This is a genomic window from Ruegeria sp. HKCCSP351 (genome assembly GCF_017872535.1).
Classification (GTDB): domain Bacteria; phylum Pseudomonadota; class Alphaproteobacteria; order Rhodobacterales; family Rhodobacteraceae; genus Ruegeria.
Genome location: NZ_JAEDOV010000005.1, coordinates 109,756 through 129,886, shown reverse-complemented (window position 1 = coordinate 129,886; position 20,131 = coordinate 109,756). Strand labels below are relative to the sequence as shown.

At 60.5% G+C, this 20,131-nt stretch carries 22 protein-coding genes; 16 read left to right on the top strand and 6 right to left on the bottom strand.

Annotation, left to right across the window (positions count from 1 at the left end; genetic code table 11):
• Positions 1 to 3: 3 nt before the first annotated feature.
• A complete protein-coding gene (locus I9182_RS12060) occupies positions 4 to 660 on the bottom strand; it encodes a sigma-70 family RNA polymerase sigma factor (protein ID WP_209598534.1) in 657 nt (218 codons plus the stop codon).
• A gap of 146 nt (positions 661 to 806) precedes the next feature.
• Here I9182_RS12060 and I9182_RS12055 point away from each other — a divergent pair, with 146 nt between their 5' ends.
• The 4 genes from I9182_RS12055 to I9182_RS12040 all read left to right on the top strand — a co-directional run bounded on the left by I9182_RS12055 (position 807) and on the right by I9182_RS12040 (position 2,699).
• A complete protein-coding gene (locus I9182_RS12055; protein ID WP_209505066.1) occupies positions 807 to 1,580 on the top strand; it encodes a DUF1365 domain-containing protein in 774 nt (257 codons plus the stop codon).
• Between the two features lie 86 nt (positions 1,581 to 1,666).
• On the top strand, positions 1,667 to 1,984 hold the full coding sequence (locus I9182_RS12050; protein ID WP_209505065.1) for a DUF3775 domain-containing protein: 318 nt from the start codon (positions 1,667 to 1,669) through the stop codon (positions 1,982 to 1,984).
• Between the two features lie 246 nt (positions 1,985 to 2,230).
• Positions 2,231 to 2,458, top strand: coding sequence for a DUF1127 domain-containing protein (locus tag I9182_RS12045; RefSeq protein WP_209598402.1), 228 nt, complete (start codon positions 2,231 to 2,233; stop codon positions 2,456 to 2,458).
• Positions 2,459 to 2,495: 37 nt separating this feature from the next.
• Positions 2,496 to 2,699, top strand: coding sequence for a DUF1127 domain-containing protein (locus I9182_RS12040; RefSeq protein ID WP_209505063.1), 204 nt, complete (start codon positions 2,496 to 2,498; stop codon positions 2,697 to 2,699).
• Positions 2,700 to 2,793: 94 nt separating this feature from the next.
• Here the strand turns inward: I9182_RS12040 and I9182_RS12035 are convergent, their stop codons facing one another.
• From I9182_RS12035 to I9182_RS12020, 4 genes are read right to left on the bottom strand one after another with little or no spacing between them, the layout of a single operon-like run.
• Complete coding sequence (locus I9182_RS12035; protein WP_209598401.1) at positions 2,794 to 3,936, bottom strand: saccharopine dehydrogenase family protein; 1,143 nt, start codon at positions 3,934 to 3,936, stop codon at positions 2,794 to 2,796.
• 3 nt (positions 3,937 to 3,939) lie between these two features.
• On the bottom strand, positions 3,940 to 4,995 hold the full coding sequence (locus tag I9182_RS12030; protein WP_209598533.1) for a saccharopine dehydrogenase: 1,056 nt from the start codon (positions 4,993 to 4,995) through the stop codon (positions 3,940 to 3,942).
• Positions 4,996 to 5,009: 14 nt separating this feature from the next.
• Positions 5,010 to 5,624: a glutathione S-transferase family protein gene (locus I9182_RS12025; protein WP_209598400.1), complete on the bottom strand. Its 615-nt coding sequence runs from the start codon at positions 5,622 to 5,624 to the stop codon at positions 5,010 to 5,012.
• Positions 5,625 to 5,645: 21 nt separating this feature from the next.
• Positions 5,646 to 6,296: a histidine phosphatase family protein gene (locus I9182_RS12020; protein ID WP_209598399.1), complete on the bottom strand. Its 651-nt coding sequence runs from the start codon at positions 6,294 to 6,296 to the stop codon at positions 5,646 to 5,648.
• Between the two features lie 139 nt (positions 6,297 to 6,435).
• Here I9182_RS12020 and I9182_RS12015 point away from each other — a divergent pair, with 139 nt between their 5' ends.
• The 11 genes from I9182_RS12015 (at position 6,436) to I9182_RS11965 (ending at position 18,305) form a co-directional block, all read left to right on the top strand.
• Positions 6,436 to 7,632, top strand: a complete 1,197-nt coding sequence (locus I9182_RS12015) for a Zn-dependent hydrolase (RefSeq protein WP_209598398.1) — start codon at positions 6,436 to 6,438, stop codon at positions 7,630 to 7,632.
• Positions 7,633 to 7,920: 288 nt separating this feature from the next.
• Positions 7,921 to 9,015 (top strand): glycine cleavage system aminomethyltransferase GcvT, encoded by a 1,095-nt coding sequence (gcvT, locus tag I9182_RS12010; RefSeq protein WP_209598397.1) that lies wholly within the window; start codon positions 7,921 to 7,923, stop codon positions 9,013 to 9,015.
• Between the two features lie 17 nt (positions 9,016 to 9,032).
• Complete coding sequence (gene gcvH / locus I9182_RS12005) at positions 9,033 to 9,398, top strand: glycine cleavage system protein GcvH (RefSeq protein ID WP_209505056.1); 366 nt, start codon at positions 9,033 to 9,035, stop codon at positions 9,396 to 9,398.
• Positions 9,399 to 9,512: 114 nt separating this feature from the next.
• Positions 9,513 to 12,368: an aminomethyl-transferring glycine dehydrogenase gene (gcvP, locus tag I9182_RS12000; RefSeq protein WP_209598396.1), complete on the top strand. Its 2,856-nt coding sequence runs from the start codon at positions 9,513 to 9,515 to the stop codon at positions 12,366 to 12,368.
• A 196-nt stretch (positions 12,369 to 12,564) separates the two neighbouring features.
• Positions 12,565 to 13,719 carry a phosphoserine transaminase gene (locus I9182_RS11995; protein ID WP_209598395.1) on the top strand — a complete coding sequence of 385 codons (1,155 nt, stop codon included), beginning with the start codon at positions 12,565 to 12,567 and terminating at the stop codon, positions 13,717 to 13,719.
• Positions 13,720 to 13,815: 96 nt separating this feature from the next.
• The gene (gene serA, locus I9182_RS11990; RefSeq protein WP_209598394.1) at positions 13,816 to 15,411 is read left to right on the top strand and encodes a phosphoglycerate dehydrogenase; all 1,596 of its coding nucleotides are present in this window, start codon (positions 13,816 to 13,818) and stop codon (positions 15,409 to 15,411) included.
• Between the two features lie 121 nt (positions 15,412 to 15,532).
• The gene (locus I9182_RS11985; RefSeq protein WP_209598393.1) at positions 15,533 to 16,261 is read left to right on the top strand and encodes a metallophosphoesterase family protein; all 729 of its coding nucleotides are present in this window, start codon (positions 15,533 to 15,535) and stop codon (positions 16,259 to 16,261) included.
• A gap of 35 nt (positions 16,262 to 16,296) precedes the next feature.
• Positions 16,297 to 17,175 (top strand): phosphoserine phosphatase SerB, encoded by an 879-nt coding sequence (gene serB / locus I9182_RS11980; RefSeq protein ID WP_209505051.1) that lies wholly within the window; start codon positions 16,297 to 16,299, stop codon positions 17,173 to 17,175.
• A gap of 41 nt (positions 17,176 to 17,216) precedes the next feature.
• On the top strand, positions 17,217 to 17,546 hold the full coding sequence (locus tag I9182_RS11975; RefSeq protein ID WP_209505050.1) for a metalloregulator ArsR/SmtB family transcription factor: 330 nt from the start codon (positions 17,217 to 17,219) through the stop codon (positions 17,544 to 17,546).
• Entirely contained in the window at positions 17,534 to 17,962 is a 429-nt protein-coding gene (locus I9182_RS11970; RefSeq protein WP_209598392.1) for an SRPBCC domain-containing protein, read from the top strand. Before I9182_RS11975 ends, I9182_RS11970 begins: the two co-directional genes overlap by 13 nt.
• Positions 17,963 to 17,984: 22 nt before the next feature.
• Positions 17,985 to 18,305 carry a YciI family protein gene (locus I9182_RS11965; protein ID WP_209505048.1) on the top strand — a complete coding sequence of 107 codons (321 nt, stop codon included), beginning with the start codon at positions 17,985 to 17,987 and terminating at the stop codon, positions 18,303 to 18,305.
• Between the two features lie 5 nt (positions 18,306 to 18,310).
• On the opposite strand, the gene I9182_RS11960 is transcribed toward I9182_RS11965, so the two are convergent.
• Positions 18,311 to 19,309 (bottom strand): asparaginase, encoded by a 999-nt coding sequence (locus I9182_RS11960; RefSeq protein WP_209505047.1) that lies wholly within the window; start codon positions 19,307 to 19,309, stop codon positions 18,311 to 18,313.
• A gap of 179 nt (positions 19,310 to 19,488) precedes the next feature.
• On the opposite strand from I9182_RS11960, the gene I9182_RS11955 reads away from it, so the two are divergent.
• On the top strand, positions 19,489 to 20,025 hold the full coding sequence (locus I9182_RS11955; RefSeq protein ID WP_209505046.1) for an invasion associated locus B family protein: 537 nt from the start codon (positions 19,489 to 19,491) through the stop codon (positions 20,023 to 20,025).
• Positions 20,026 to 20,131 lie beyond the last annotated feature (106 nt).

Here is a 20,131-nt window from a genome sequence, read left to right as displayed (position 1 = left end):
ATCTCAGTTCATCGCGTGGCGCAAGCGGTCCAGCGCCAGCCGTATGCGTGATTTGATCGTTCCCAGCGGCAACCCGGTCTGCGATGCGATTTCCCGGTGACTCAGGTCGCCGAAATATGCCTTCTCGATCAGGTCCCGCTGTGCATCCGGCAACGCCTTCAAGGCGGTGCGCAGTTGCGCGGTTTCCTGTTGCAGCGCGATGACGTCATCCTGATCGGGCTCAGCCTCGGGACCCCAACCCAGATCTTCGGGTTCAGGGCGGCGTTGCTTGCGCAGCACGTCAATGCGCTTGTTTCGAGCGATGGTGAACACCCATGTGGCTACGGTGGCACGCGTCGGGTCGAACAGGTGGGCCTTGTGCCACAAGGTCGCCATCACTTCTTGCGCGCATTCTTCTGCCATGGTGGCATCAGCCCCTGACTTCATCAGGAACGCCTTGATACGTGGCGCGAAGTGCTGGAACAGCTCGGCAAATGCCGCCTGATCCTGCGCATCCCGGATGCGTCTGACGTGGTCCACCCATTCGGCCCTGGTCTCGCGCTTGCTGTTGATTTCGTTCACCCGCCTACCCTTGATGCGTTTGTGGACGCGCCAAGGTTGAGGGGCGGGTGTTTCAACCGCTGGTCCGTCCAAGGTCGCTGTATTGGTCTCGGTAAACATAACCATATTACGGCGCATGTCCCAAGCCGGATCACTTTATCGGAACATTTTGATCCGCTCCCGGCCAAGTCTCGTAATATGAACACCAGCGGCAAAAAAGAAATCGCGACTGCTCTGGCGGTTATGCAAGGACCAGAAGGCATCGGATGGCAAAAACGATAGATCATGTTGCAGGCCACACCTATCACGGCCGCAAGGGGGCAATCGACAACGCCTTCCGGTATTCTGTCGATTACATCCTGTTTGATCCCGAAGCCCGGTTAACCACGCCTTTTCTGTTTTCAATGGACCGGACAAATGTCACCAACTGGCGAACCCGCGATCACGGAGGAGAGCCAGGTCAAGGCCATGGTGCCGCCTGGCTGCGCGCGCGATTTGCCGAGATGGACATTCCGCAACCCGCGCAGGTCATGCTGCTGACCCAGCCAAGGGTGCTGGGCCACGTTTTTAATCCCGTCAGTTTTTGGTTTTGCTTTGACCGCGATGATCAGCTTTACGCCGTGGTGGCCGAGGTGACGAACACCTTTGGAACGCGCCACAGTTATCTGTGCCATAAGCCGGATTTTTCAACCATCGAACCAACCGACCGATTGGCGGCCGAAAAGGTGATGCATGTCTCGCCCTTCCAGAAGATTGAAGGCAGCTATACGTTCCGCTTCGACTACAGCCCGGATCGGGTTGGTGTGTGGATCGACTACACGCGCGCGGGTGGCGGGTTGATCGCGACACTGACCGGACCGCGCCAGCCATTGACCAGCCGGGTGATCCTTTGGTCTTTTCTGCGTCGCCCATTCGGTTCGCGGCGCACTTTTGCGCTGATCTTATGGCAGGCCTTCAGGTTGTGGCTGAAAAAAGCTGCCTTCCGTCCGTTTCGCAAGGAACCTGTGCCTGATCATCCAGTATCGCGTGTGGGGCAGTGACCAGCCTGTTTGTTCAAGATCAAAGACGCAGGCGCCTGCCAGTGGTTGTGATGGCGTAACAACCGCGAACACGAGGAGTCGAAGAGATGTTGGAAATCTCGGCAAGAAAAGTCGCCCAGGTCGCCATGATGGGCCGCGAGCTGAACCGGGCCGAGGGCGAATTGCGGGCGTTCATCGACCGCATGAGCGAAGACGAGCAGGCCGAACTGGTTGCCATCATGTGGATCGGGCGCGAGAGCTTTTTTGCGGAAGATCTGGCCGAGGCCATCGCCACCGCCAAGTCCGAGGCATCGACCCCATGTGCAGACTACCTGATCGGAACACCGCACATGTCTGACCACCTTGAGAATGGTTTGGACGCATTGGGAATATCTGCGGAAGACGTGGAAAACGATCTGATGTAGGCCGCTCGACGGCCTCACCCCAAAAACAGACCTGTGCGTTGGTCGCCAGCGTCGGATACCGAGGCCAATTCGCTTTCCACTATGGGGACACCCCAAAAAATGGGGAACAGGCGGGGCAGACCGGCCGTGAACACCTGCGCGCGCAACCTCAAGAAACCTTAATGTTTCCGACTGGCGACCTTAACGGTGGCCTCCCTTATTTGAAGCTATCACACCCAAGCAATTCAAATTTCGGAGGAACCAGCAATGACTGATGCACAAACAATTGACACTCATAAGGGCCTCTTGGAGGGCCTGTTTGCCAAATATGCCGAGGCAAAAGTCGAACATTTCCGACGTCAAATCTTCTCAAAAACTGTACGGCAGCTGGAAAAACTCAACGATATTCAGCTGACGGATATCGGCATTCCCCGCGAGCAGATCCGTCGGCGCGCTTATCACAGCGTGTATCACAACGCACCGTATCAGCAGTGACCCGAAAGTTTCGAAATCCTAGCGTGAGGTAATCAGTATGTTTGACTTTATCCCCTCGACCAATCAACCGGCCCCGGCCGCCAGCGCCTTGTTGCTGTTTGACCGCGCCATGCGCCTTCGTGCCATCAGCCCGGATATCGTGCGCGCCGCCCAGCATCTGAACGGTCTGACAGACCATCAACTGGCCGAGCTTGGCATCAACCGCAGCGATGTCGAAGACACCATCGAACGTTATATCTGAAGTTCTCTTCAGGGAATTCCAGACGAGTTTATCATGCCTGAAGAAGAACAATAAAAGCCATTCCAGAAACTCTGGAGTGGCTTTTTTGGTGCGATCAGGCCGTATGATCCACGATCTGCAAGTGCTGGGCCAGCCGGTCGATCTCGGCCATCCAGCCTTGTACCAGTTTTGGGTCGCTTGGGGCTGCGTGAACGCCTGCCGGGATGGCGCGGTTCATAATGGCCTCGACGGCAAGTGAAACCGGGATCGATACCAGACGCGCCATTGCTGTGCCGCGCTCGTCGCCCCAGGCGTCCATGACATAGGTCTTGTGCCAGACTTCGACGCCGACTTTCTCGGCCTTCAGTCCAACACACAGCACCACGCGGTCGGGCTCACCCTCGTCATAGGCGTTTTCGTCCCAGAACTGGTCGGACATCTCTTTCAGACGCGCATCCCCTTCCGGGCCCGACAGGGTTTCGATTTCACGGAACACGTCCGACCACGCATCCGCCCAACCGTTCAGGCGCAGGGTGCCACGGACGAATTCCCTGACGGGCCAGTGATCCTCGAACTGGTACTGCGCCTTGAACGGGATCGAGTCGCGGTTGGGATAGACTTCGAAACTTTCCGGCGTTGACAGTGGCGCGATATAGCTGCTGATCGCATCCCACGGGCGGGCAACGTCCAGCGGGGCATAGTCGCGGATCGACTTCGATGGCGACCGAAGCGCCTTGAGCACACCCAACGGCGACCAGCTGAACTTATAGCGGAACGGATTCGGGATTTTGGGTATGCCACCGCAATAGGAAATGAAACTCAGGTGGTTTTGCGGATCGAACGCGTCCGAGGCGCGATAGTCATCGACCAGCGCATGCGCCATCAGGTGGTCGATGCCCGGGTCCAGACCAACTTCGTTGACCAGTGCTACACCGGCTTCGCGCGCCTTGTCGTCCAGTGCGCGCATTTCGGGCGCAATGTAAGACGACGACACGAAATTGGCCTGTTTCGAGATCGCCAGTTCCGCCAGTGGTACGTGCCAGTCGCCCGGCAGCATGGACACGATCACGTCGCCCTTCTCAAGCACATCACCCAGTGCGTCGATGTCGAAGGCGCGAATATCGTCGGTCAGGTCCCCAACCTCGGCCTTGGCTTTTTCGATCGTCCGGTTCCAGACGGTGACCTTGTGGCCACCTTCGATCAGACGGCGCAGGCCGGGGATGGCCGACAGGCCGGTGCCACACCAGTGAATCGTCATCGCTCAGATCCCTTCGATATGTGTTTTGTAAGTCGCTTCTGCCCGACCCCAGACGCCGTTGTCCAGATCGGTCAGGGTCAGAAGCGACGGCAGAAGCTGTGCCGCATAATCTTCCGAACTTTCGACCGGCAGCATCGACGGCAGGTTATCGATGGCCATCACGTCCATCACCGGATCGGTTGCCACGCGCAAAGCAGGCGCGTCCCATGTGGTTGCACGGTCATAGACCGGCACCGGGTTGTAATCACTGTCCGGGTCGCAGGCGACATCGCCGATGGCGGTCAGGTTGCGCGGGGCAGTCAACGCCTCGCGCGGAACAAAGACCGGGGTTCCGGGGCGCGCGAAAATGCAGTTCAGGAACAGGTCGTGGTCCAGAATTTCGGGAAACGGCCCGCCGCTGGCGGTTTCCGCCATGTCCCATTTGGTGACGTCGACGCCCATCGCGTCGCACAGGTCTGCGGCCCCCGTACCCACGCGGCCCAAAGCGCCGATGACGATGGCGCGGGGGCGTGGGGCTCCGGTGGCGTCCAACTCGGCCAGCAATTCTGCGTTCAGAACGTCTTTGCCTGCATACACCCCTACCGGCGGGCATTCCTCGCCCCGTTGTTGCGCCGCCCATGTCTTGAGCGTTACAGCAGCGCCTGCATACCCAGCCCAATAGCCAAAGGCGGCAACCCGGCGGCCATCCTCACCCACCAGGTATTCCAGATCATAAAGCGTACCGCCCCCGGCCTTGAACCGCTCCAGCAGCGCGCGACCCGAATGCTGGCCCTTATAGGCGTGGCCGAACATGATGTGGCGATGGGGCAGGGGGGTGCCATCTTCGGGCAGTTCCTTGAGGCCAAAGATGATCGCATCCAGCGGGGCTTCGGGCCACGAATTCTCAGCCGCGATTGCGCAGCCGGCGTCCTTGTAGCCATCAATCGAAATGGCGCGGACATGGCTTTCCTCAACCGTCACGCGGATGCCGGCCGCGATCAGCACCGCGGCCCCTTCCGGTGTCAGCCCAACCCGTTCTTCGTTCGGGCGCTGTTCCGCCCTGACCCAGAGATGTGTCATCATAATTCCTTTTGTCAGAGCATCCCGGCAGCGCGCACCGCCTGCACCGAAGGCCGTGCCTCCATCGCCTTGCGGAAGGCGAGAATTTTGGGGAAGGCCGAGACATCGACGCCGTCACCTTCAAGCCAGCTGCAAACCACATAAAGATAGGCATCGGCCAGAGAGAACGTGTCCCCCAGAACAAACGGCCCGCGCAACCCGTTTGACGAGATATAGTCGCAAGATGCGGTCATCGTCTGCGCGACCTTGTCCGTCATGTCTTTCCAGCTGGATTTCTTGTCGGCCCAGCGATGCCCGCGCAGCTTGTGGGCGTGGTTCACATGCATGGTCGAGGCCAGATAGAACATCACCTCACGCATGCGGGCGGCCATGACCGGATCAGCTGGCACCAATTCGGCCTCGGGTGCCTTGGCCGCAATATATTCCAGCAACGCGCCGGTCTCGGTCAGGATGCCGCCATCGACCACCAGCGCCGGAACGCGCCCCTTGGGATTGATCTGCTTGTAGGCCGGTTTTGTCTGTTCCCCATCGGCAAAGTCCAGCTTGATCGCTTCATAGTCCAGCTCGGCCTCTTCCAGAGCAATCACAACAGCGACCGAGATGGTTCGGGGTGCATAATAAAGCTGCATCTGGGATCTCCAATCTGCTTCCTACAGGTGGGTCTGCGCAAACTGCCGGTCAGGTGCTTCCAGATGCGGCACCGCATTGAACAGGACCGGGCTCAGCTGCGCGCCAATCGGGTGCAGACGATGCATCGACGTGTTCATGATGGCAAGGGCCACCCGCGCCATCGACGGGATGTCCAACCCCATCGCCTGCCGCACCACCATCGAGATCAACCCGCCCGAGGTCACGACGATGGCCGGTCCGCCCTCGGTCCCGATCTCGTGCAGCGCATCGCGGACGCGGGCTTCAAACGCCTCGAAGGTTTCCGGAGCGTTCTCGATCTTTCCACTGGCCCAGGCCGCGAAGGTTTTGGGCAAGTGTTCGACAAATCCCTCGCGGTCGGTCGGGATTTCGACGCCGTGCTGTTCTTCGAACAACTGTGCAAGGGTGAAATACTCAATCTCGTTCAGCCGTGCGTCGCAGACAGAATCGGTCAATCCCATGCTGGCGACCGTCTCGGTGTGGCGGGTCAGGGTGCCACAATAGACGCGTGTATAGTGGCTGCGGGTGTCACGCAGATGCGCGCCCAGCCAGCGGGCCTGTTGATGGCCCAGATCGCTCAGCTTGTCATAGCTTGCTTCGTCGCGCGCTGTCGTGTTTGCCTGCCCGTGGCGCACCAATGTGATATGTGACATGTCGCTCCCTCTTGCGCCGAAGTCTTAGGGCAGGTTCCTTGCCGGGACCAGAGGGGTTTCTTGATCTCGCCGGAAAAACATTCGCAGCTGTCCGGTTTCTGGCTATGGTCGCCCTGACCAACTGCGCCCGGAGGGATTCATGGCCGTCGATCACACGCGTTTTCTGGAGGATCTGCACAAGCTGCGTGAATTCGGTGCCTCGGGTGTGGGCAAAGGAGTTTTCCGCCCGGCCTATTCAAAAGCGGATATTGCGGCGCGCCAATGGCTGGCGGACCGTATGGCCGATGCGGGTCTGACACCGCATTTCGACCCGGTCGGCAACCTGTTCGGGCTGGCGCCTGGCCGCTCTCTGCTCATGGGGTCGCATTCTGACAGCCAGCCCGAAGGCGGCTGGCTGGACGGTGCGCTCGGCGTGATTGCCGCGCTGGAAATCGCGCGGTCCAGCGACCAGCCGATCTCGGTCGTCAGTTTTCAGGACGAAGAAGGCCGGTTCGGTGTGACCACGGGCTCGGCGGTCTGGTCCGGCGGTCTGCCGCTGGACAAGGCCGACGTGTTGACCGACGGTTCTGGCGTCAGCTTTGGCGAGGCCCGATCTTCCATGGCGGACCTGTCGCAGGGTTTTGTCGATCCCGCGCGGTTCAGCGGCTTTGTCGAGATGCATATCGAACAGGGCCCTTCTCTGGACGCTGCGAACGAGCAGATCGGTGTCGTCACCGATATCGTCGGCATCCGGGACATGTCGGTCACTTTCGAAGGGCAGCAGAATCACGCGGGCACCACGCCGATGCATTTGCGCCGCGATGCGTTTCAGGCGTTGTCACTGTTCAATACGCGCCTCAACGAACGGTTTCGCAACGTGGTGACACCGCAAACCGTCTGGACCATCGGGCGGGTTGATCTTCACCCCAATGCGTCGTCCATCGTGCCGGGTCGGGCGCGGTTCTCGATGCAGTGGCGCGATGGCGATCCGGATCGGCTGTCGCGGATGGAGGAGATCATCCGTACAACGGCGCAGGAAATAGCCAGCGAACAGGGCATGGTACTGACCTACGGCCCTTTGCTTGGGTTGGAACCCGTCACGATGGATCAGTCCCTGCGCGCGGCGCTGGAACATGGGGCCGAACAGGTGGCACCCGGCAGATGGCGCAGGATGCCGTCGGGCGCTCTGCACGATGCCACAAACGTGTCGCGCCTTATGCCTGTTGCGATGCTGTTTGTGCCCTCGATCAACGGTGTCAGCCACGATTTTGCCGAAGATACCACCGAAAGCGATCTTGTGGCCGGGCTGAGGGTGCTGGATCTCGCAGTGCAGTCACTTGACGGGCAGGCGCGATAAGGTGCGGGCAAAATACTGTTTTTACAGGCCATTGCGGTTGGTTGGTCTGGTGTTATCGTCGCGCTCGAAACTGTGATCGGCAAACCTTTGCAAAAGCCAAAAGACGAATGTTGCCTAAGGGAAAAAAGTTTCCTATAGGAACGCAAAGGATGCATGCACCCGTATACAGGCTTGTCCAACAGACGGTACTCTGGTTCGCAAGTTGACCGGAATCGTTGCAAAATTGATAGCGTGGGGCAGACTGACGGGAATGCGTTCGAAACCGATAGATACGAAAAGGTATCCAAGATGACCGAGATTAGACGCACGCCGTTGTATGGGCTTCACGTTGAGTTGGGCGGCAAGATGGTTGATTTTGCCGGGTGGGAGATGCCAGTTCAGTATCCGCTGGGGATCATGGGCGAGCATAAGCAGTGCCGCGAGAAGGCGGCGTTGTTTGATGTGTCGCATATGGGTCAGGTGATATTGCGGGGCGAGAATGTGGGCGAGAAGCTGGAAGCACTGTGTCCGCAGGCTTATGCGACGCTGAAGGAAGGCAAGGCGCGGTACGGGTTCTTCACCAATGCCGAAGGCGGGATCATGGATGACCTGATCGTGTCGAACGCGGGGGATCATTACTTTGTGGTGGTGAACGCGGCGCTGCGCCATCAGGACATTCCGCATATGCGCGACAATCTGGACGGGGTTGAGGTGACCGAGATCTTCGACCGCGCGCTGGTTGCGGTGCAAGGCCCCAAGGCCGAGGACGTGGTGGGCGCGCTCTGCCCCGCGGCGCGCGACCTCAAGTTCATGGAAACCACGATTGCCGACATCCTGGGTGTCGAATGCCGCATCTCGCGGCTGGGCTACACGGGCGAGGACGGGTACGAGATCTCGATCCCCGAAGACAAGGCGATCGAGATCACCCGGGCGTTCCTTGCGCATGAGGATTGCGAACCGGCGGGTCTGGGCGCGCGCGACAGCCTGCGGCTTGAAGCCGGGCTGTGCCTGTACGGCAATGACATCGACCAGAGCACCTCGCCGGTCGAGGCCAGCCTCGGCTGGGCGATCCAGAAGCGTCGCAAGGAAGAAGGTGGGTTCCCGGGAGCGGAACGTGTGCAGCGCGAACTGGCCGAGGGGCCTGCGCGCAAGCTGGTGGGCATCAAGCCCGACGGCCGCGCCCCCGCGCGTCAGGGGGTCGAGGTGCAATGCCTTGAGGGCAATACCATCGGTCAGATCACCTCGGGCAGCTTTGGCCCCACGGTCGGCGGCCCGGTTGCGATGGGCTATGTGTCCGCGGGCCATGGCGAGCCGGGCGAGAAGGTCAACCTGATCATCCGGGGCAAGGCGCAACCGGCACAGATCGTGGCGCTGCCCTTCGTCACACAGAATTACAAGCGTTGAAGTCAGGAGAGAGAGACATGGCAACCTATTATTCCGAAGAGCATGAATGGCTGGCGGTCGACGGCGACACGGCCACGCTGGGCATCACCAAACACGCGGCCGAGCAGCTGGGTGAGGTGGTCTTTGTCGAGCAGCAGGAGGTGGGCGACGAGTTCGAGAAGGATGGCGAGATCGGCGTGATCGAATCCGTCAAGGCGGCCTCCGAGCTTTATGCACCGGTCGATGGCGAGATTACGGAAGTGAACGAGGCGCTGGCCGACAACCCCGGTGCGCTGAACGACGACCCCGAGGGCGAGGCCTGGATCTACAAGATCAAGATCGCCGACGCCGCGCAGCTGGAAGATCTGATGGACGAAGCCGGCTACAAGGCCTTTATCGGATAAATCCGGCCCGGAGCCCCAGAGACCGGGGCTCCCCGCTTCATCTTTTTCCAAATACTCCCGCCGGAGGCTCCTGCCGTCTCCGCCGGACCTGACCTATCCTTGAGGAGCGCTGCAATGGCCTTCAAACTGACCGACTACGAAGCCTATGACTTCGCCAATCGCCGCCACATCGGGCCCAGCCCGACCGAGATGCGCGACATGCTGCAGGTGATCGGCTTCAAGACGCTGGACCAGCTGATCGACGCTACCGTCCCGCCCGCGATCCGGCAGAAGGAACCGCTGGACTGGGGCCCGGCGATGACGGAACGCGATGCGCTTTTCCACATGAAACAGGTGGCGGGCAAGAACAAGGTTCTGACCTCGCTGATCGGTCAGGGCTATTACGGCACCACCACCCCGGCGCCGATCCTGCGCAACATCCTGGAAAACCCGGCCTGGTACACGGCCTACACACCCTATCAGCCCGAGATCAGCCAGGGCCGGCTCGAGGCGCTGCTGAACTTCCAGACCATGGTCAGCGACCTGACCGGGCTCGATGTGGCCAACGCGTCCCTGCTGGACGAAGCCACGGCTGCGGCAGAAGCCATGGCAATGGCCAAGCGCGGCGGCCGGTCCAAAGCCAATAACGCGGCCTTCTTTGTGGATCGCAACTGTCATCCGCAGACCATCGCGGTCATCAAAACCCGCGCCGAACCCTTGGGCATCGACGTGCAGGTGGGCGATCCCGATCAGCTGGATGCAGGTGCCGTCTTTGGCGCGATCTTCCAGTATCCGGGCACCCATGGCCATGTACGCGACTTCACGAACGAGATCGCGGCGCTGCATGAACATAACGCCATCGCTGTGGTCGCCGCCGACATCCTGTCGCTGGCGCTGCTGAAATCCCCCGGCGAGATGGGCGCGGATATCGCCATCGGCTCGACCCAGCGCTTTGGCGTGCCGATGGGCTATGGCGGCCCGCACGCCGCGTATATGGCGACCACCGACAAGCTGAAGCGCTCGATGCCGGGCCGGATCATCGGGGTCAGCATCGACAGCCGCGGCAACAAGGCCTACCGCCTGGCGCTGCAAACCCGCGAGCAGCACATCCGCCGTGAAAAGGCGAACTCGAACGTCTGCACCGCGCAGGCGCTGCTGGCCGTCATTGCCTCGATGTATGCGGTCTATCACGGTCCCGACGGCATCAAGGCAATCGCGCAATCGGTGCACCGCAAGACCTCGCGTCTGGCCGCCGGTCTGGAAGAGGCGGGCTTTGCGGTTGAACCCGAAGTGTTCTTCGACACCATCACGGTCGAGGTCGGCCACCTGCAGAACGTGGTGATGGAGGCCGCCGTGGCCCGCGGCGTCAACCTGCGCAAGGTCGGCGAGACCCGCGTGGGCATCAGCCTGGACGAACAGACCCGCCCCGAGACCATCGAGGCGGTCTGGGGTGCCTTTGGCATTGACCGCAAGGATGACAGCTCGAACAAGCAATACCGCCTGCCGGATTACGCGCTGCGCGAAAGCGCTTACCTGACCCACCCGATCTTCCACAAGAACCGGGCCGAGGCCGAGATCACCCGCTATATGCGCCGTCTGGCCGACCGCGACCTGGCGCTGGACCGGGCGATGATCCCTCTGGGCTCGTGCACCATGAAGCTGAACGCCACGATCGAGATGATCCCGGTCACCTGGCCCGAGTTCGGCAACCTGCATCCCTTCGTGCCCGAAGATCAGGCGCGGGGCTATCACGAGATGATTGCGGATCTGAACGACAAGCTGTGCCAGATCACCGGCTATGACGCGATCTCCCAGCAGCCCAACTCGGGCGCGCAGGGCGAATATGCGGGTCTTCTGACCATCCGCAACTATCACTTCGCCCGCGGCGAAGGGCAGCGCAATGTCTGCCTGATCCCGACCTCGGCCCATGGTACCAACCCGGCCTCGGCGCAGATGGTGGGCTGGCAGGTTGTGCCGGTGAAATCGGATGACAAGGGCAATATCGATCTGAATGATTTCCGCGAAAAGGCGGAAAAGCATTCGGACCATCTGGCCGCCTGCATGATCACCTACCCCTCGACCCATGGCGTGTTCGAGACCACCGTGCAGGAGGTCTGCCAGATCACCCATGATCACGGCGGTCAGGTCTATATCGACGGCGCCAACATGAACGCCATGGTCGGGCTGGCACGTCCGGGTGACATTGGCGGCGATGTCAGCCACCTGAACCTGCACAAGACCTTCTGCATCCCGCATGGCGGTGGCGGCCCCGGCATGGGTCCGATCGGCGTCAAGGCGCATCTGGCCGAGCATCTGCCGGGCCACCCGGAATACGGCACCGCCGTGGGCCCGGTCTCGGCGGCGCCCTTCGGCTCGCCCTCGATCCTTCCCGTCTCATGGGCCTATGTGCTGCTGATGGGCGGCGCGGGGCTGACGCAGGCCACGAAAGTGGCGATCCTGAACGCCAACTACATCGCGGCGCGGCTGAAGGACGCCTATCCGATCCTCTACACCTCGGAAACGGGTCGGGTGGCACATGAATGCATCCTCGACACAAGGCCGCTGGACGAGGCGGCGCATGTCACCGTCGACGATGTGGCCAAGCGCCTGGTCGATTCAGGCTTCCACGCCCCCACGATGAGCTGGCCGGTGGCCGGAACCCTGATGGTCGAGCCCACCGAATCCGAACCCAAGGACGAGCTCGACCGCTTCTGCGACGCCATGCTCTCGATCCGCTCGGAAGCGCAGGACATCATCGACGGCAAGATCGACGCGGAAAACAACCCGCTGAAAAACGCCCCCCACACAGTGCGCGATCTGGTCGGCGACTGGGACCGCCCCTACACCCGCGAACAGGCCTGCTTCCCGCCGGGATCCATGGGCGTCGACAAATACTGGTCCCCCGTCAACCGCGTCGACAACGCATACGGCGACCGAAACCTCGTCTGCACATGCCCACCAATGGACGCATACGAAGACGCCGCAGAGTAACACAGACAAACCCCGCCGAAACATCGGCGGGGTTTTTCGCCAATCGGAAACGCGTGTTCTGATTTGTGCCCGTTTCAGATGTCGTTTTTACCCGGTAAAGCGTCTTTTCCGCTTGCTGCAGGTGCGAAGGCCCCCTAGGTCTGTCCGTGGGACACCCCTCCCCAACGAGGGGCGTGTATCTGGAAGGGTAATACACATGACGATCGAACAACCGGCGACGCGGCCGGCCAATCCGCGCTTTTCTTCGGGCCCCTGTGCCAAACCCCCCACATTTGACCTGACAAAACTGGCCGATGCCGCATTGGGCCGGTCGCACCGCGCCGCTGTCGGCAAGGACAAGCTGAAGGCGGCCATCGAAGGCACGCGCGAGATTCTGGGCATTCCGGCGGATTACCGCGTTGGCATCGTTCCCGCCTCGGACACTGGCGCGGTTGAAATGGCGCTGTGGTCTTTGCTGGGTGCGCGCAAGGTCGAGATGCTGGCCTGGGAAAGCTTTGGGTCCGGCTGGGTGACCGATGTGGTCAAGCAGTTGAAAATCGACGCCGAGGTGAAAACCGCGGATTACGGGCAGATCGTTGATCTGGCCTCGGTCGATTTCGCAAATGACGTGGTCTTTACGTGGAACGGCACCACCTCGGGTGTTCGGGTGCCCAATGGCGACTGGATTGCGGATGATCGCCAGGGCCTGACGATCTGTGATGCAACCTCGGCGGCCTTTGCGATGGATCTGCCCTGGGACAAGCTGGATGTAACGACCTTCAGCTGGCAGAAAGTGCTGGGCGGCGAAGCAGCCCACGGGATGCTGATCCTCAGCCCGCGTGCTGTTGAACGGCTGGAAAGCTATATCCCCGCATGGCCGCTGCCCAAGATTTTCCGCCTGACCAAGGGCGGCAAGCTGATCGAAGGCATCTTTACCGGGGCAACGATCAACACACCGTCAATGCTGGCGGTTGAGGATTATCTGTTTGCGCTGGACTGGGCGCGCTCGGTGGGCGGATTGCAGGGGCTGATTGCGCGGGCGGATGCCAATGCGGGTGCGGTACACGCGTTCTGCGACCAGAATGGCTGGATTGCCAATCTGGCCGAGGATGAGGCGACGCGTTCGAACACATCCGTCTGCCTGAAGTTCACCGATGCCCGTATTCAGGACGGTGCAGCCTTTGCCAAGGCAGTCGCCAAGCGGCTTGAGATCGAGAATATCGCGCTGGATATCGGCGCCTATCGCGACGCGCCAGCAGGTCTGCGCATCTGGTGCGGCGGTACGGTTGAAACCTCGGACATCGAGGCGATGCTGCCCTGGCTGGCCTGGGCCTTTGCGACCGAGATCAAAGCGCAGGCGCAGGCTGCCTGAGTTTTATGTGCCGGGCTGAAGCCCGGCCTACCCCATCACCGATATAGGGCGGGCGTCAGCCCGCCACCCCCTGAAGAATTCAAAGGACCAAGCAAAATGGCTCCCAAAGTACTGGTATCCGACAAGCTCAGCGAAACCGCAGTGCAAATTTTCCGCGACCGTGGCATCGACGTGGATTTCATGCCCGATCTGGGCAAGGACAAAGACAAGCTGGCCGAGGTGATCGGTCAATATGATGGTCTTGCCATCCGTTCGGCCACCAAGGTCACACCGACCCTGCTGGAAAAAGCCGACAGGCTGAAGGTCATCGGCCGCGCCGGGATCGGCACCGACAATGTCGACAAAGAGGCGGCCTCGAAAAAAGGTGTGATCGTGATGAACACGCCCTTCGGCAACATGATCACCACCGCCGAACACGCCATCGCGATGATGTTCGCCGTGGCGCGGCAGATCCCCGAGGCCAGCACCTCGACCCATGCGGGCAAGTGGGAAAAGTCCAAGTTCATGGGGATCGAGCTGACCAACAAGACACTGGGCGTGATCGGTGCCGGTAACATTGGTGGCATCGTGTGCGAACGTGCTTTGGGCCTGAAGATGAAAGTCATCGCTTATGATCCTTATCTGGGCGAAGAGAAAGCCTCCAAGATGGGTGTCGAAAAGGTCGAACTGGACGAACTGCTGGCACGCGCCGATTTCATCACCCTGCATGTGCCGCTGACGGATCAAACCCGCAACATCCTGAGCCGCGAAAATCTGGCCAAAACCAAAAAGGGTGTACGGATCATCAACTGTGCCCGTGGCGGTTTGGTGGATGAAGTGGCTCTGGCCGAGATGCTGCAATCCGGCCATGTTGCCGGAGCGGCCTTTGACGTGTTCAGCGAGGAACCCGCCAAGGACAACGCATTGTTCAACCTGCCCAACGTGGTCTGCACGCCCCATCTGGGTGCGGCGACGACCGAGGCGCAGGAGAACGTAGCCTTGCAGGTGGCTGAACAGATTTCGAACTACCTGCTGACAGGCGCGGTCGAGAACGCGCTGAACATGCCCAGCGTGACTGCGGAAGAAGCCAAGCTGATGGGGCCGTGGATCAAGCTGGCAGGTCATCTGGGCAGCTTCATCGGCCAGATGACGGACGAGCCGGTCAAGGCGATCAACATTCTCTATGACGGTGTGGCCGCTGAAATGAATCTGGCTGCGCTGAATTGTGCCGTGGTCGCGGGGATCATGAAAAAGTTCAACCCCGAGGTGAACATGGTCTCGGCCCCTGTGGTCGCGAAAGAACGCGGGATCAAAATCTCGACCACCAATCAGGACAAGTCGGGTGTTTTTGATGGCTATATCAAGGTCACAGTCGTAACGGACAAGCGTGAACGGTCGATCGCCGGCACCGTGTTCAGCGATGGCAAGCCGCGCTTTATCCAGATCAAGGGCATCAACATCGATGCCGAGGTCGGCGCTCATATGCTGTACACCACCAACGAAGACGTGCCAGGCATCATCGGCACGCTGGGTCAGACCATGGGTGAGAGCAACGTCAATATCGCCAACTTTACCCTCGGCCGCGCTGAGGCCGGAGGCGAAGCGATTGCATTGCTCTATGTCGACGAACCGGTCCCGGCCGAAGCGCGGGCGAAGCTTGCCGAAACAGGCCTGTTCACACAGATCAAGCCACTGGAATTCGACGTCGCCTGATCGGGGCTGTTGAGTTTGAGGAACAGTTCAGGACCCGGTTATGCGAATATCCGGGTCCTTTGTTCTCTCAAACCATGATCTGAGGCACAAGCAAGCTGAACTTTACCGCCGGAGGCCGTCTATGACGCAGCCAATCTATGTTATTGGTGATCTGCACGGGCAGGTGGCTGAGCTGGAGCGCGCGCTGTCCCTGATCCAAAGCGACGGCGGCCCCGATGCTCAGATCGTGTTTCTGGGTGACTACGTTGACCGCGGCCCTGACAGTCGCGGGCTGATCGAACGCCTGATTGCCGGGCGTGATGCGGGTCGGAACTGGATCACTCTGCTGGGCAATCACGATCGCATGTTTGCCTGGTTCATGGAGGACACGCCGCGCCACGATCCGCATTTGTTGGTGGGATACCACTGGCTGCATGACAGGTTGGGCGGGGTCGAAACCCTGCGCAGCTATGGGGTGGAATTCGAAGGTCAGATACGCCTTGAAAACCTGCACCGGATGGCACAGGCAGCCGTGCCGAAATCGCACCTGACCTTTCTGCGCGATCTGGTGGCGATGCATCAGACGCCCGAGATTGCCTTTGTTCATGCGGGTATCCGTCCGGGTGTGCCGCTGAATGAACAGCAGGCAAGTGATCTGATCTGGATCAGACAGGACTTCCACGACTACCAAGGCCCGTATCCCAAACTGATCGTTCATGGACACACGCCTGTGGATCAGGCGACGCATTATGGCAACCGGATCAATCTGGACACGGGGGCCGGGTACGGACGCCCGACGGGCGTCGCCGTATTCGAGGGACAGAATTGCTGGGAACTGACCGAACAAGGTCGAACACCATTGACGCCCTGACCGTTCCGCATGGGTATGACACTGGAGATTGGAATATGTACGTCGCCACTTTGCTGACCAACCCGGCTGCACCCTCACTGGACCGCGCCTTGCCAGAATCGCTGCGCAACGCGTGGGGCGGTGGGGATGTCCTGTGGCTCAGCCCGGACGAGGCGGTCGAGTTTGACCTGCGCGACATGCCCGCCAATCGCTGGGACGTTTGGGCAGACTTGCAAGGCATGGGCGTGGACCTGATTGTACAGCCTGCGGCTGGGCGGCGCAAAAAGATGCTGCTGGCCGATATGGACAGCACCATGATCCAGCAGGAATGCATTGACGAACTGGCGGATGAGGCTGGCGTCGGCGAAAGGGTCAAGGACATCACAGCCCGCGCCATGAACGGAGAGCTGGATTTCGAGGGTGCTCTGATCGAACGGGTTGGTCTGCTGAAGGATCTGGATGAAAGCGTCATTGGCAAAGTCCTGCGCGAACGGATCACCCTGATGCCCGGCGGACAGGTGTTGCTGGCAACGATGCGGGCCAACGGTGCCTATGCTGCACTGGTGTCCGGTGGCTTTACCGCCTTCACCGCGCGGGTGGCAGAACTGCTGGGGTTCGATGAAAACCGCGCCAACACTCTGCTGGCCTCAGATGGCAAACTGACGGGCGATGTGGCGCGTCCTATTCTGGGACGTCAGGCCAAGATCGAAGCGCTTGAACAGATCTCGACACGCCTTGGCCTGTCCGAAAGTGACGTGATCGCCGTGGGCGACGGGGCCAATGATCTGGGCATGCTGGGGCGGGCCGGAACCGGGGTTGCGCTTCATGCCAAGCCGTCGGTGGCCGCAAAATGCGACGTGCGGGTGAATCACGGCGACCTGACGGCACTGCTTTACCTGCAAGGGTACAGTCGCGCGGATTTTGCCGAATCCTGACAGGGCTTTCCATTATTTAACATTTGTGTTAAATAGAGGTCATGAGCACGCTTCTGACCACCTTTTCCGCTTTGTCTGATGCCACCCGGTTCTCGATTGTCGAGCAGTTGATGGAGCAGGGCGAACTGCCCGCTGGTGACCTGATCGAAGGGCGTGGAATATCCGGCGCTGCGATCTCGCGACACCTCAAGGTGCTGCGCGAGGCAGGGTTGGTTCAGCAGCGTGTGCGGGGCACACAACGGATGTACTCCATCCGGTCCGACGGGCTGCGGATGATTGCCGACTGGACCATCTCCAAACGGCAATTCTGGGAGAGCAGCCTCGATCGCCTCAGTGATATCATCGAAAGGGAGAATTCATGGCCGACCTGAAACTGGAACGGGACTTCCCCGTCAGCCCACAAGACCTGTTCGCATGGATCAGCGACGGCAGCCGGTTGTTGCAATGGTGGGGGCCCGAAGGGATGCACGTGCCTGATCACAATCTGGATTTCTCGCGCACCGGCCCGTGGTATTCGGTCATGGAAAACAGCGAGGGCCAGCAATACAAGGTCTCGGGCCACGTCACGCATGTCGACCCGCCAAACTCGGTGGGGTTTACCTGGGGCTGGCATGACGATCAGGATCAGCGCGGGGCCGAAAGCCACGTCACCTTCACAGTCAAAGCGACAGGCACAGGGTCACGTCTGGTTTTGGACCACCGCGAACTGGCCGATGCCGAAGCAGCCGCGAACCACAATCAGGGCTGGACGTCTTCGTTGCGCAAACTCGAAGCGAAGTGCAAATAAGGTTTCATCAGGGAGGAGCGATATGCCCCAATATTTGTTTGTCTATCACGGGGGACACACCCCGACCGACCCCGCCGAGATCGAGGCGACCATGGCCGCTTGGGGCGCATGGTTTCAGGGTATGGCCGAAGCGTTAGAGATCCCCGGCAACCCGGTCGGACAATCCTATACGGTCAGCAGCAGCGGGGTTGTCGACAATGGTGGTGCAAACCCGGCCTCGGGCTTTACCGTTATCAAGGCCGACAGCATCGACGCCGCGACCGAGATGGCCAAGGGCTGTCCGATGGTTGTCAACGGCTCGGGCTCGGTTGAAGTGGCCGAGGTGCACGAGATCGAGATGTAGGGGCCTTAGCCGGGGAAACCCGGCGCAGGTTTGATCACGCCGCATTCCAGCCCCCGGCGGCTGTATTGCGTGGCGTTCATGAATTTGCGGGTGGCCGGGTGATCGGCCTCCAGCACACCAAGGCTCACCAGAATAGCGGCGATGGCGCATTCGCTGGCCCGTGTGGTGCCATCGGTGATCTTGAGCGCAACGCCCATGCGTTTTTCCGGGATGATGGCTACAAACACCGCCTCGGCCCCGGTCTTGATGGCGGCGCGTCCGTTCATGGCGCGCATCAGTTCGGTGCAGGCACGGGTCTCACCGGCGACCAGTTCCGGGTGTTTCACCATGGCCGCCACCAACTGAACCGCTGCCTCGCTGGAACGGTCGGACCGATCCGAGGCGCTGGCGAACCACGCCATCGACCGGGCCAGCCCGGACAGGGATACGGCGAAATTCGGGGCGGAACAGCCGTCAATACCATAACCGGGGCTGGTTTCGCCTGACGTTTCTTCGATGGCAGACAGGCAGGCCTGCTGCACCGGGTGATCGATTTCCAGATATTCCGGCCCTGCGCCCATATGCTGACCCAGTGTCAGGAAACCACAATGCTTGCCGGAACAATTGTTGTGGATCTGGCACGGGGTGTCATCCGCCAGGATCAGCCGATCCCGCGCTGCGGTGTCTGCGGGCTCCTGTGGCCCGCAGCGCAAGTCGTGCTCGCTCAACCCCAGATGATCAAGCCACGCCGTCACGCGGTCGGTATGGATCGCGGCCCCGTTGTGTGACGCGCAGGCCAGCGCAAGATGTTCGCTGTTCAATCCGTATTTTGCCGCGGCTCCCGACGTGACCAGCGGAAGCGCCTGAATCATCTTGGCGGATGAGCGCGGATAGATAACCGCCTGCGGGTCGCCCCAGCTGCGCACGATCTGGCCGGTGTCGTCGCAGATGACCGCGTGGCCCAGATGCAGGCTTTCCAGCAAGTTGCCGCGCCACAGTTCTGTCATTGCTACGGGCTGCGTCATTAGGACCTCCGAAATTTATGCGCAAAAATCTGCCAATCGCCCTTTCGCCTGTGGCGAAACCTGCGTTAGTGTGTGTATGTCGGCAATCATCGGAATGCGCAACGGAATAGACGGGCCGGAAGGGTTCGCAGCCATGTCCGATGGATTTGAGGTATCGGTCGAGCTAGGAGGCTGGACAAATGGGATCAATGCTCGTTCGTACGATTGCGGGCCTGTGTGTGGCAGGCATCGCCGCAACGTCTGCACTCGCCCAACAGGCGACAAGCACAAACCGGGTTGCTGCAAAAACGGACTGGAGCGTTTTTGTCGAAGATGATCCCACCGAATGCTGGAGCGTTTCGGCCCCCAAGGAAACCGTGAACACCCGGGGCGGGCGTGTCGTATCCGTGCGGCGCAGCGACATCCTGTTGTTTGTGTTCTATCGCCCCAATGCCGAGGTCAAAGGACAAGTGACCTTTACCGGCGGCTATCCGTTTGCACCGGGGTCGACGGTGAACCTGAATGTCGACGGGTCCGAATTTGAACTGTTCACCGAAGGCGAGTGGGCCTGGCCCGCATCAGATGCAGATGACGCCAAGATCGTCACCGCGCTGAAACGCGGAACCGAGGCCGTTCTGACTGCCCGGTCCGAACGCGGCACGCAAACCAAGGACACTTTCTCGTTGCTGGGATTCACCGCAGCAATCGAAGACGCCGAAAAGCGCTGCACCAAATAAGCACCCCGGCCTAAGCAAATGGTCCCGTCTTTGGCGGGGCTTTTTTTGCGCTTCACGTTACCTTTACGCAGGATCAACCCGTTTACTTGATCCGTATCAATGTGAG

What these genes read in the sequence shown, in the direction of transcription:
- I9182_RS11995 (WP_209598395.1), top strand. Translation starts at nt 12,565, where the DNA reads ATGACGATCGAACAACCGGCGACGCGGCCGGCCAATCCGCGCTTTTCT.
- gcvH (WP_209505056.1), top strand. Translation starts at nt 9,033, where the DNA reads ATGGCAACCTATTATTCCGAAGAGCATGAATGGCTGGCGGTCGACGGC.
- I9182_RS11955 (WP_209505046.1), top strand. Translation starts at nt 19,489, where the DNA reads ATGGGATCAATGCTCGTTCGTACGATTGCGGGCCTGTGTGTGGCAGGC.
- I9182_RS12015 (WP_209598398.1), top strand. Translation starts at nt 6,436, where the DNA reads ATGGCCGTCGATCACACGCGTTTTCTGGAGGATCTGCACAAGCTGCGT.
- I9182_RS12050 (WP_209505065.1), top strand. Translation starts at nt 1,667, where the DNA reads ATGTTGGAAATCTCGGCAAGAAAAGTCGCCCAGGTCGCCATGATGGGC.
- I9182_RS12020 (WP_209598399.1), bottom strand. Translation starts at nt 6,296, where the DNA reads ATGTCACATATCACATTGGTGCGCCACGGGCAGGCAAACACGACAGCG.
- I9182_RS12030 (WP_209598533.1), bottom strand. Translation starts at nt 4,995, where the DNA reads ATGACACATCTCTGGGTCAGGGCGGAACAGCGCCCGAACGAAGAACGG.
- gcvP (WP_209598396.1), top strand. Translation starts at nt 9,513, where the DNA reads ATGGCCTTCAAACTGACCGACTACGAAGCCTATGACTTCGCCAATCGC.
- gcvT (WP_209598397.1), top strand. Translation starts at nt 7,921, where the DNA reads ATGACCGAGATTAGACGCACGCCGTTGTATGGGCTTCACGTTGAGTTG.
- I9182_RS11985 (WP_209598393.1), top strand. Translation starts at nt 15,533, where the DNA reads ATGACGCAGCCAATCTATGTTATTGGTGATCTGCACGGGCAGGTGGCT.
- I9182_RS11960 (WP_209505047.1), bottom strand. Translation starts at nt 19,309, where the DNA reads ATGACGCAGCCCGTAGCAATGACAGAACTGTGGCGCGGCAACTTGCTG.
- I9182_RS12040 (WP_209505063.1), top strand. Translation starts at nt 2,496, where the DNA reads ATGTTTGACTTTATCCCCTCGACCAATCAACCGGCCCCGGCCGCCAGC.
- serA (WP_209598394.1), top strand. Translation starts at nt 13,816, where the DNA reads ATGGCTCCCAAAGTACTGGTATCCGACAAGCTCAGCGAAACCGCAGTG.
- I9182_RS12045 (WP_209598402.1), top strand. Translation starts at nt 2,231, where the DNA reads ATGACTGATGCACAAACAATTGACACTCATAAGGGCCTCTTGGAGGGC.
- I9182_RS12060 (WP_209598534.1), bottom strand. Translation starts at nt 660, where the DNA reads ATGTTTACCGAGACCAATACAGCGACCTTGGACGGACCAGCGGTTGAA.
- serB (WP_209505051.1), top strand. Translation starts at nt 16,297, where the DNA reads ATGTACGTCGCCACTTTGCTGACCAACCCGGCTGCACCCTCACTGGAC.
- I9182_RS12035 (WP_209598401.1), bottom strand. Translation starts at nt 3,936, where the DNA reads ATGACGATTCACTGGTGTGGCACCGGCCTGTCGGCCATCCCCGGCCTG.
- I9182_RS12025 (WP_209598400.1), bottom strand. Translation starts at nt 5,624, where the DNA reads ATGCAGCTTTATTATGCACCCCGAACCATCTCGGTCGCTGTTGTGATT.
- I9182_RS11975 (WP_209505050.1), top strand. Translation starts at nt 17,217, where the DNA reads ATGAGCACGCTTCTGACCACCTTTTCCGCTTTGTCTGATGCCACCCGG.
- I9182_RS11970 (WP_209598392.1), top strand. Translation starts at nt 17,534, where the DNA reads ATGGCCGACCTGAAACTGGAACGGGACTTCCCCGTCAGCCCACAAGAC.
- I9182_RS11965 (WP_209505048.1), top strand. Translation starts at nt 17,985, where the DNA reads ATGCCCCAATATTTGTTTGTCTATCACGGGGGACACACCCCGACCGAC.
- I9182_RS12055 (WP_209505066.1), top strand. Translation starts at nt 807, where the DNA reads ATGGCAAAAACGATAGATCATGTTGCAGGCCACACCTATCACGGCCGC.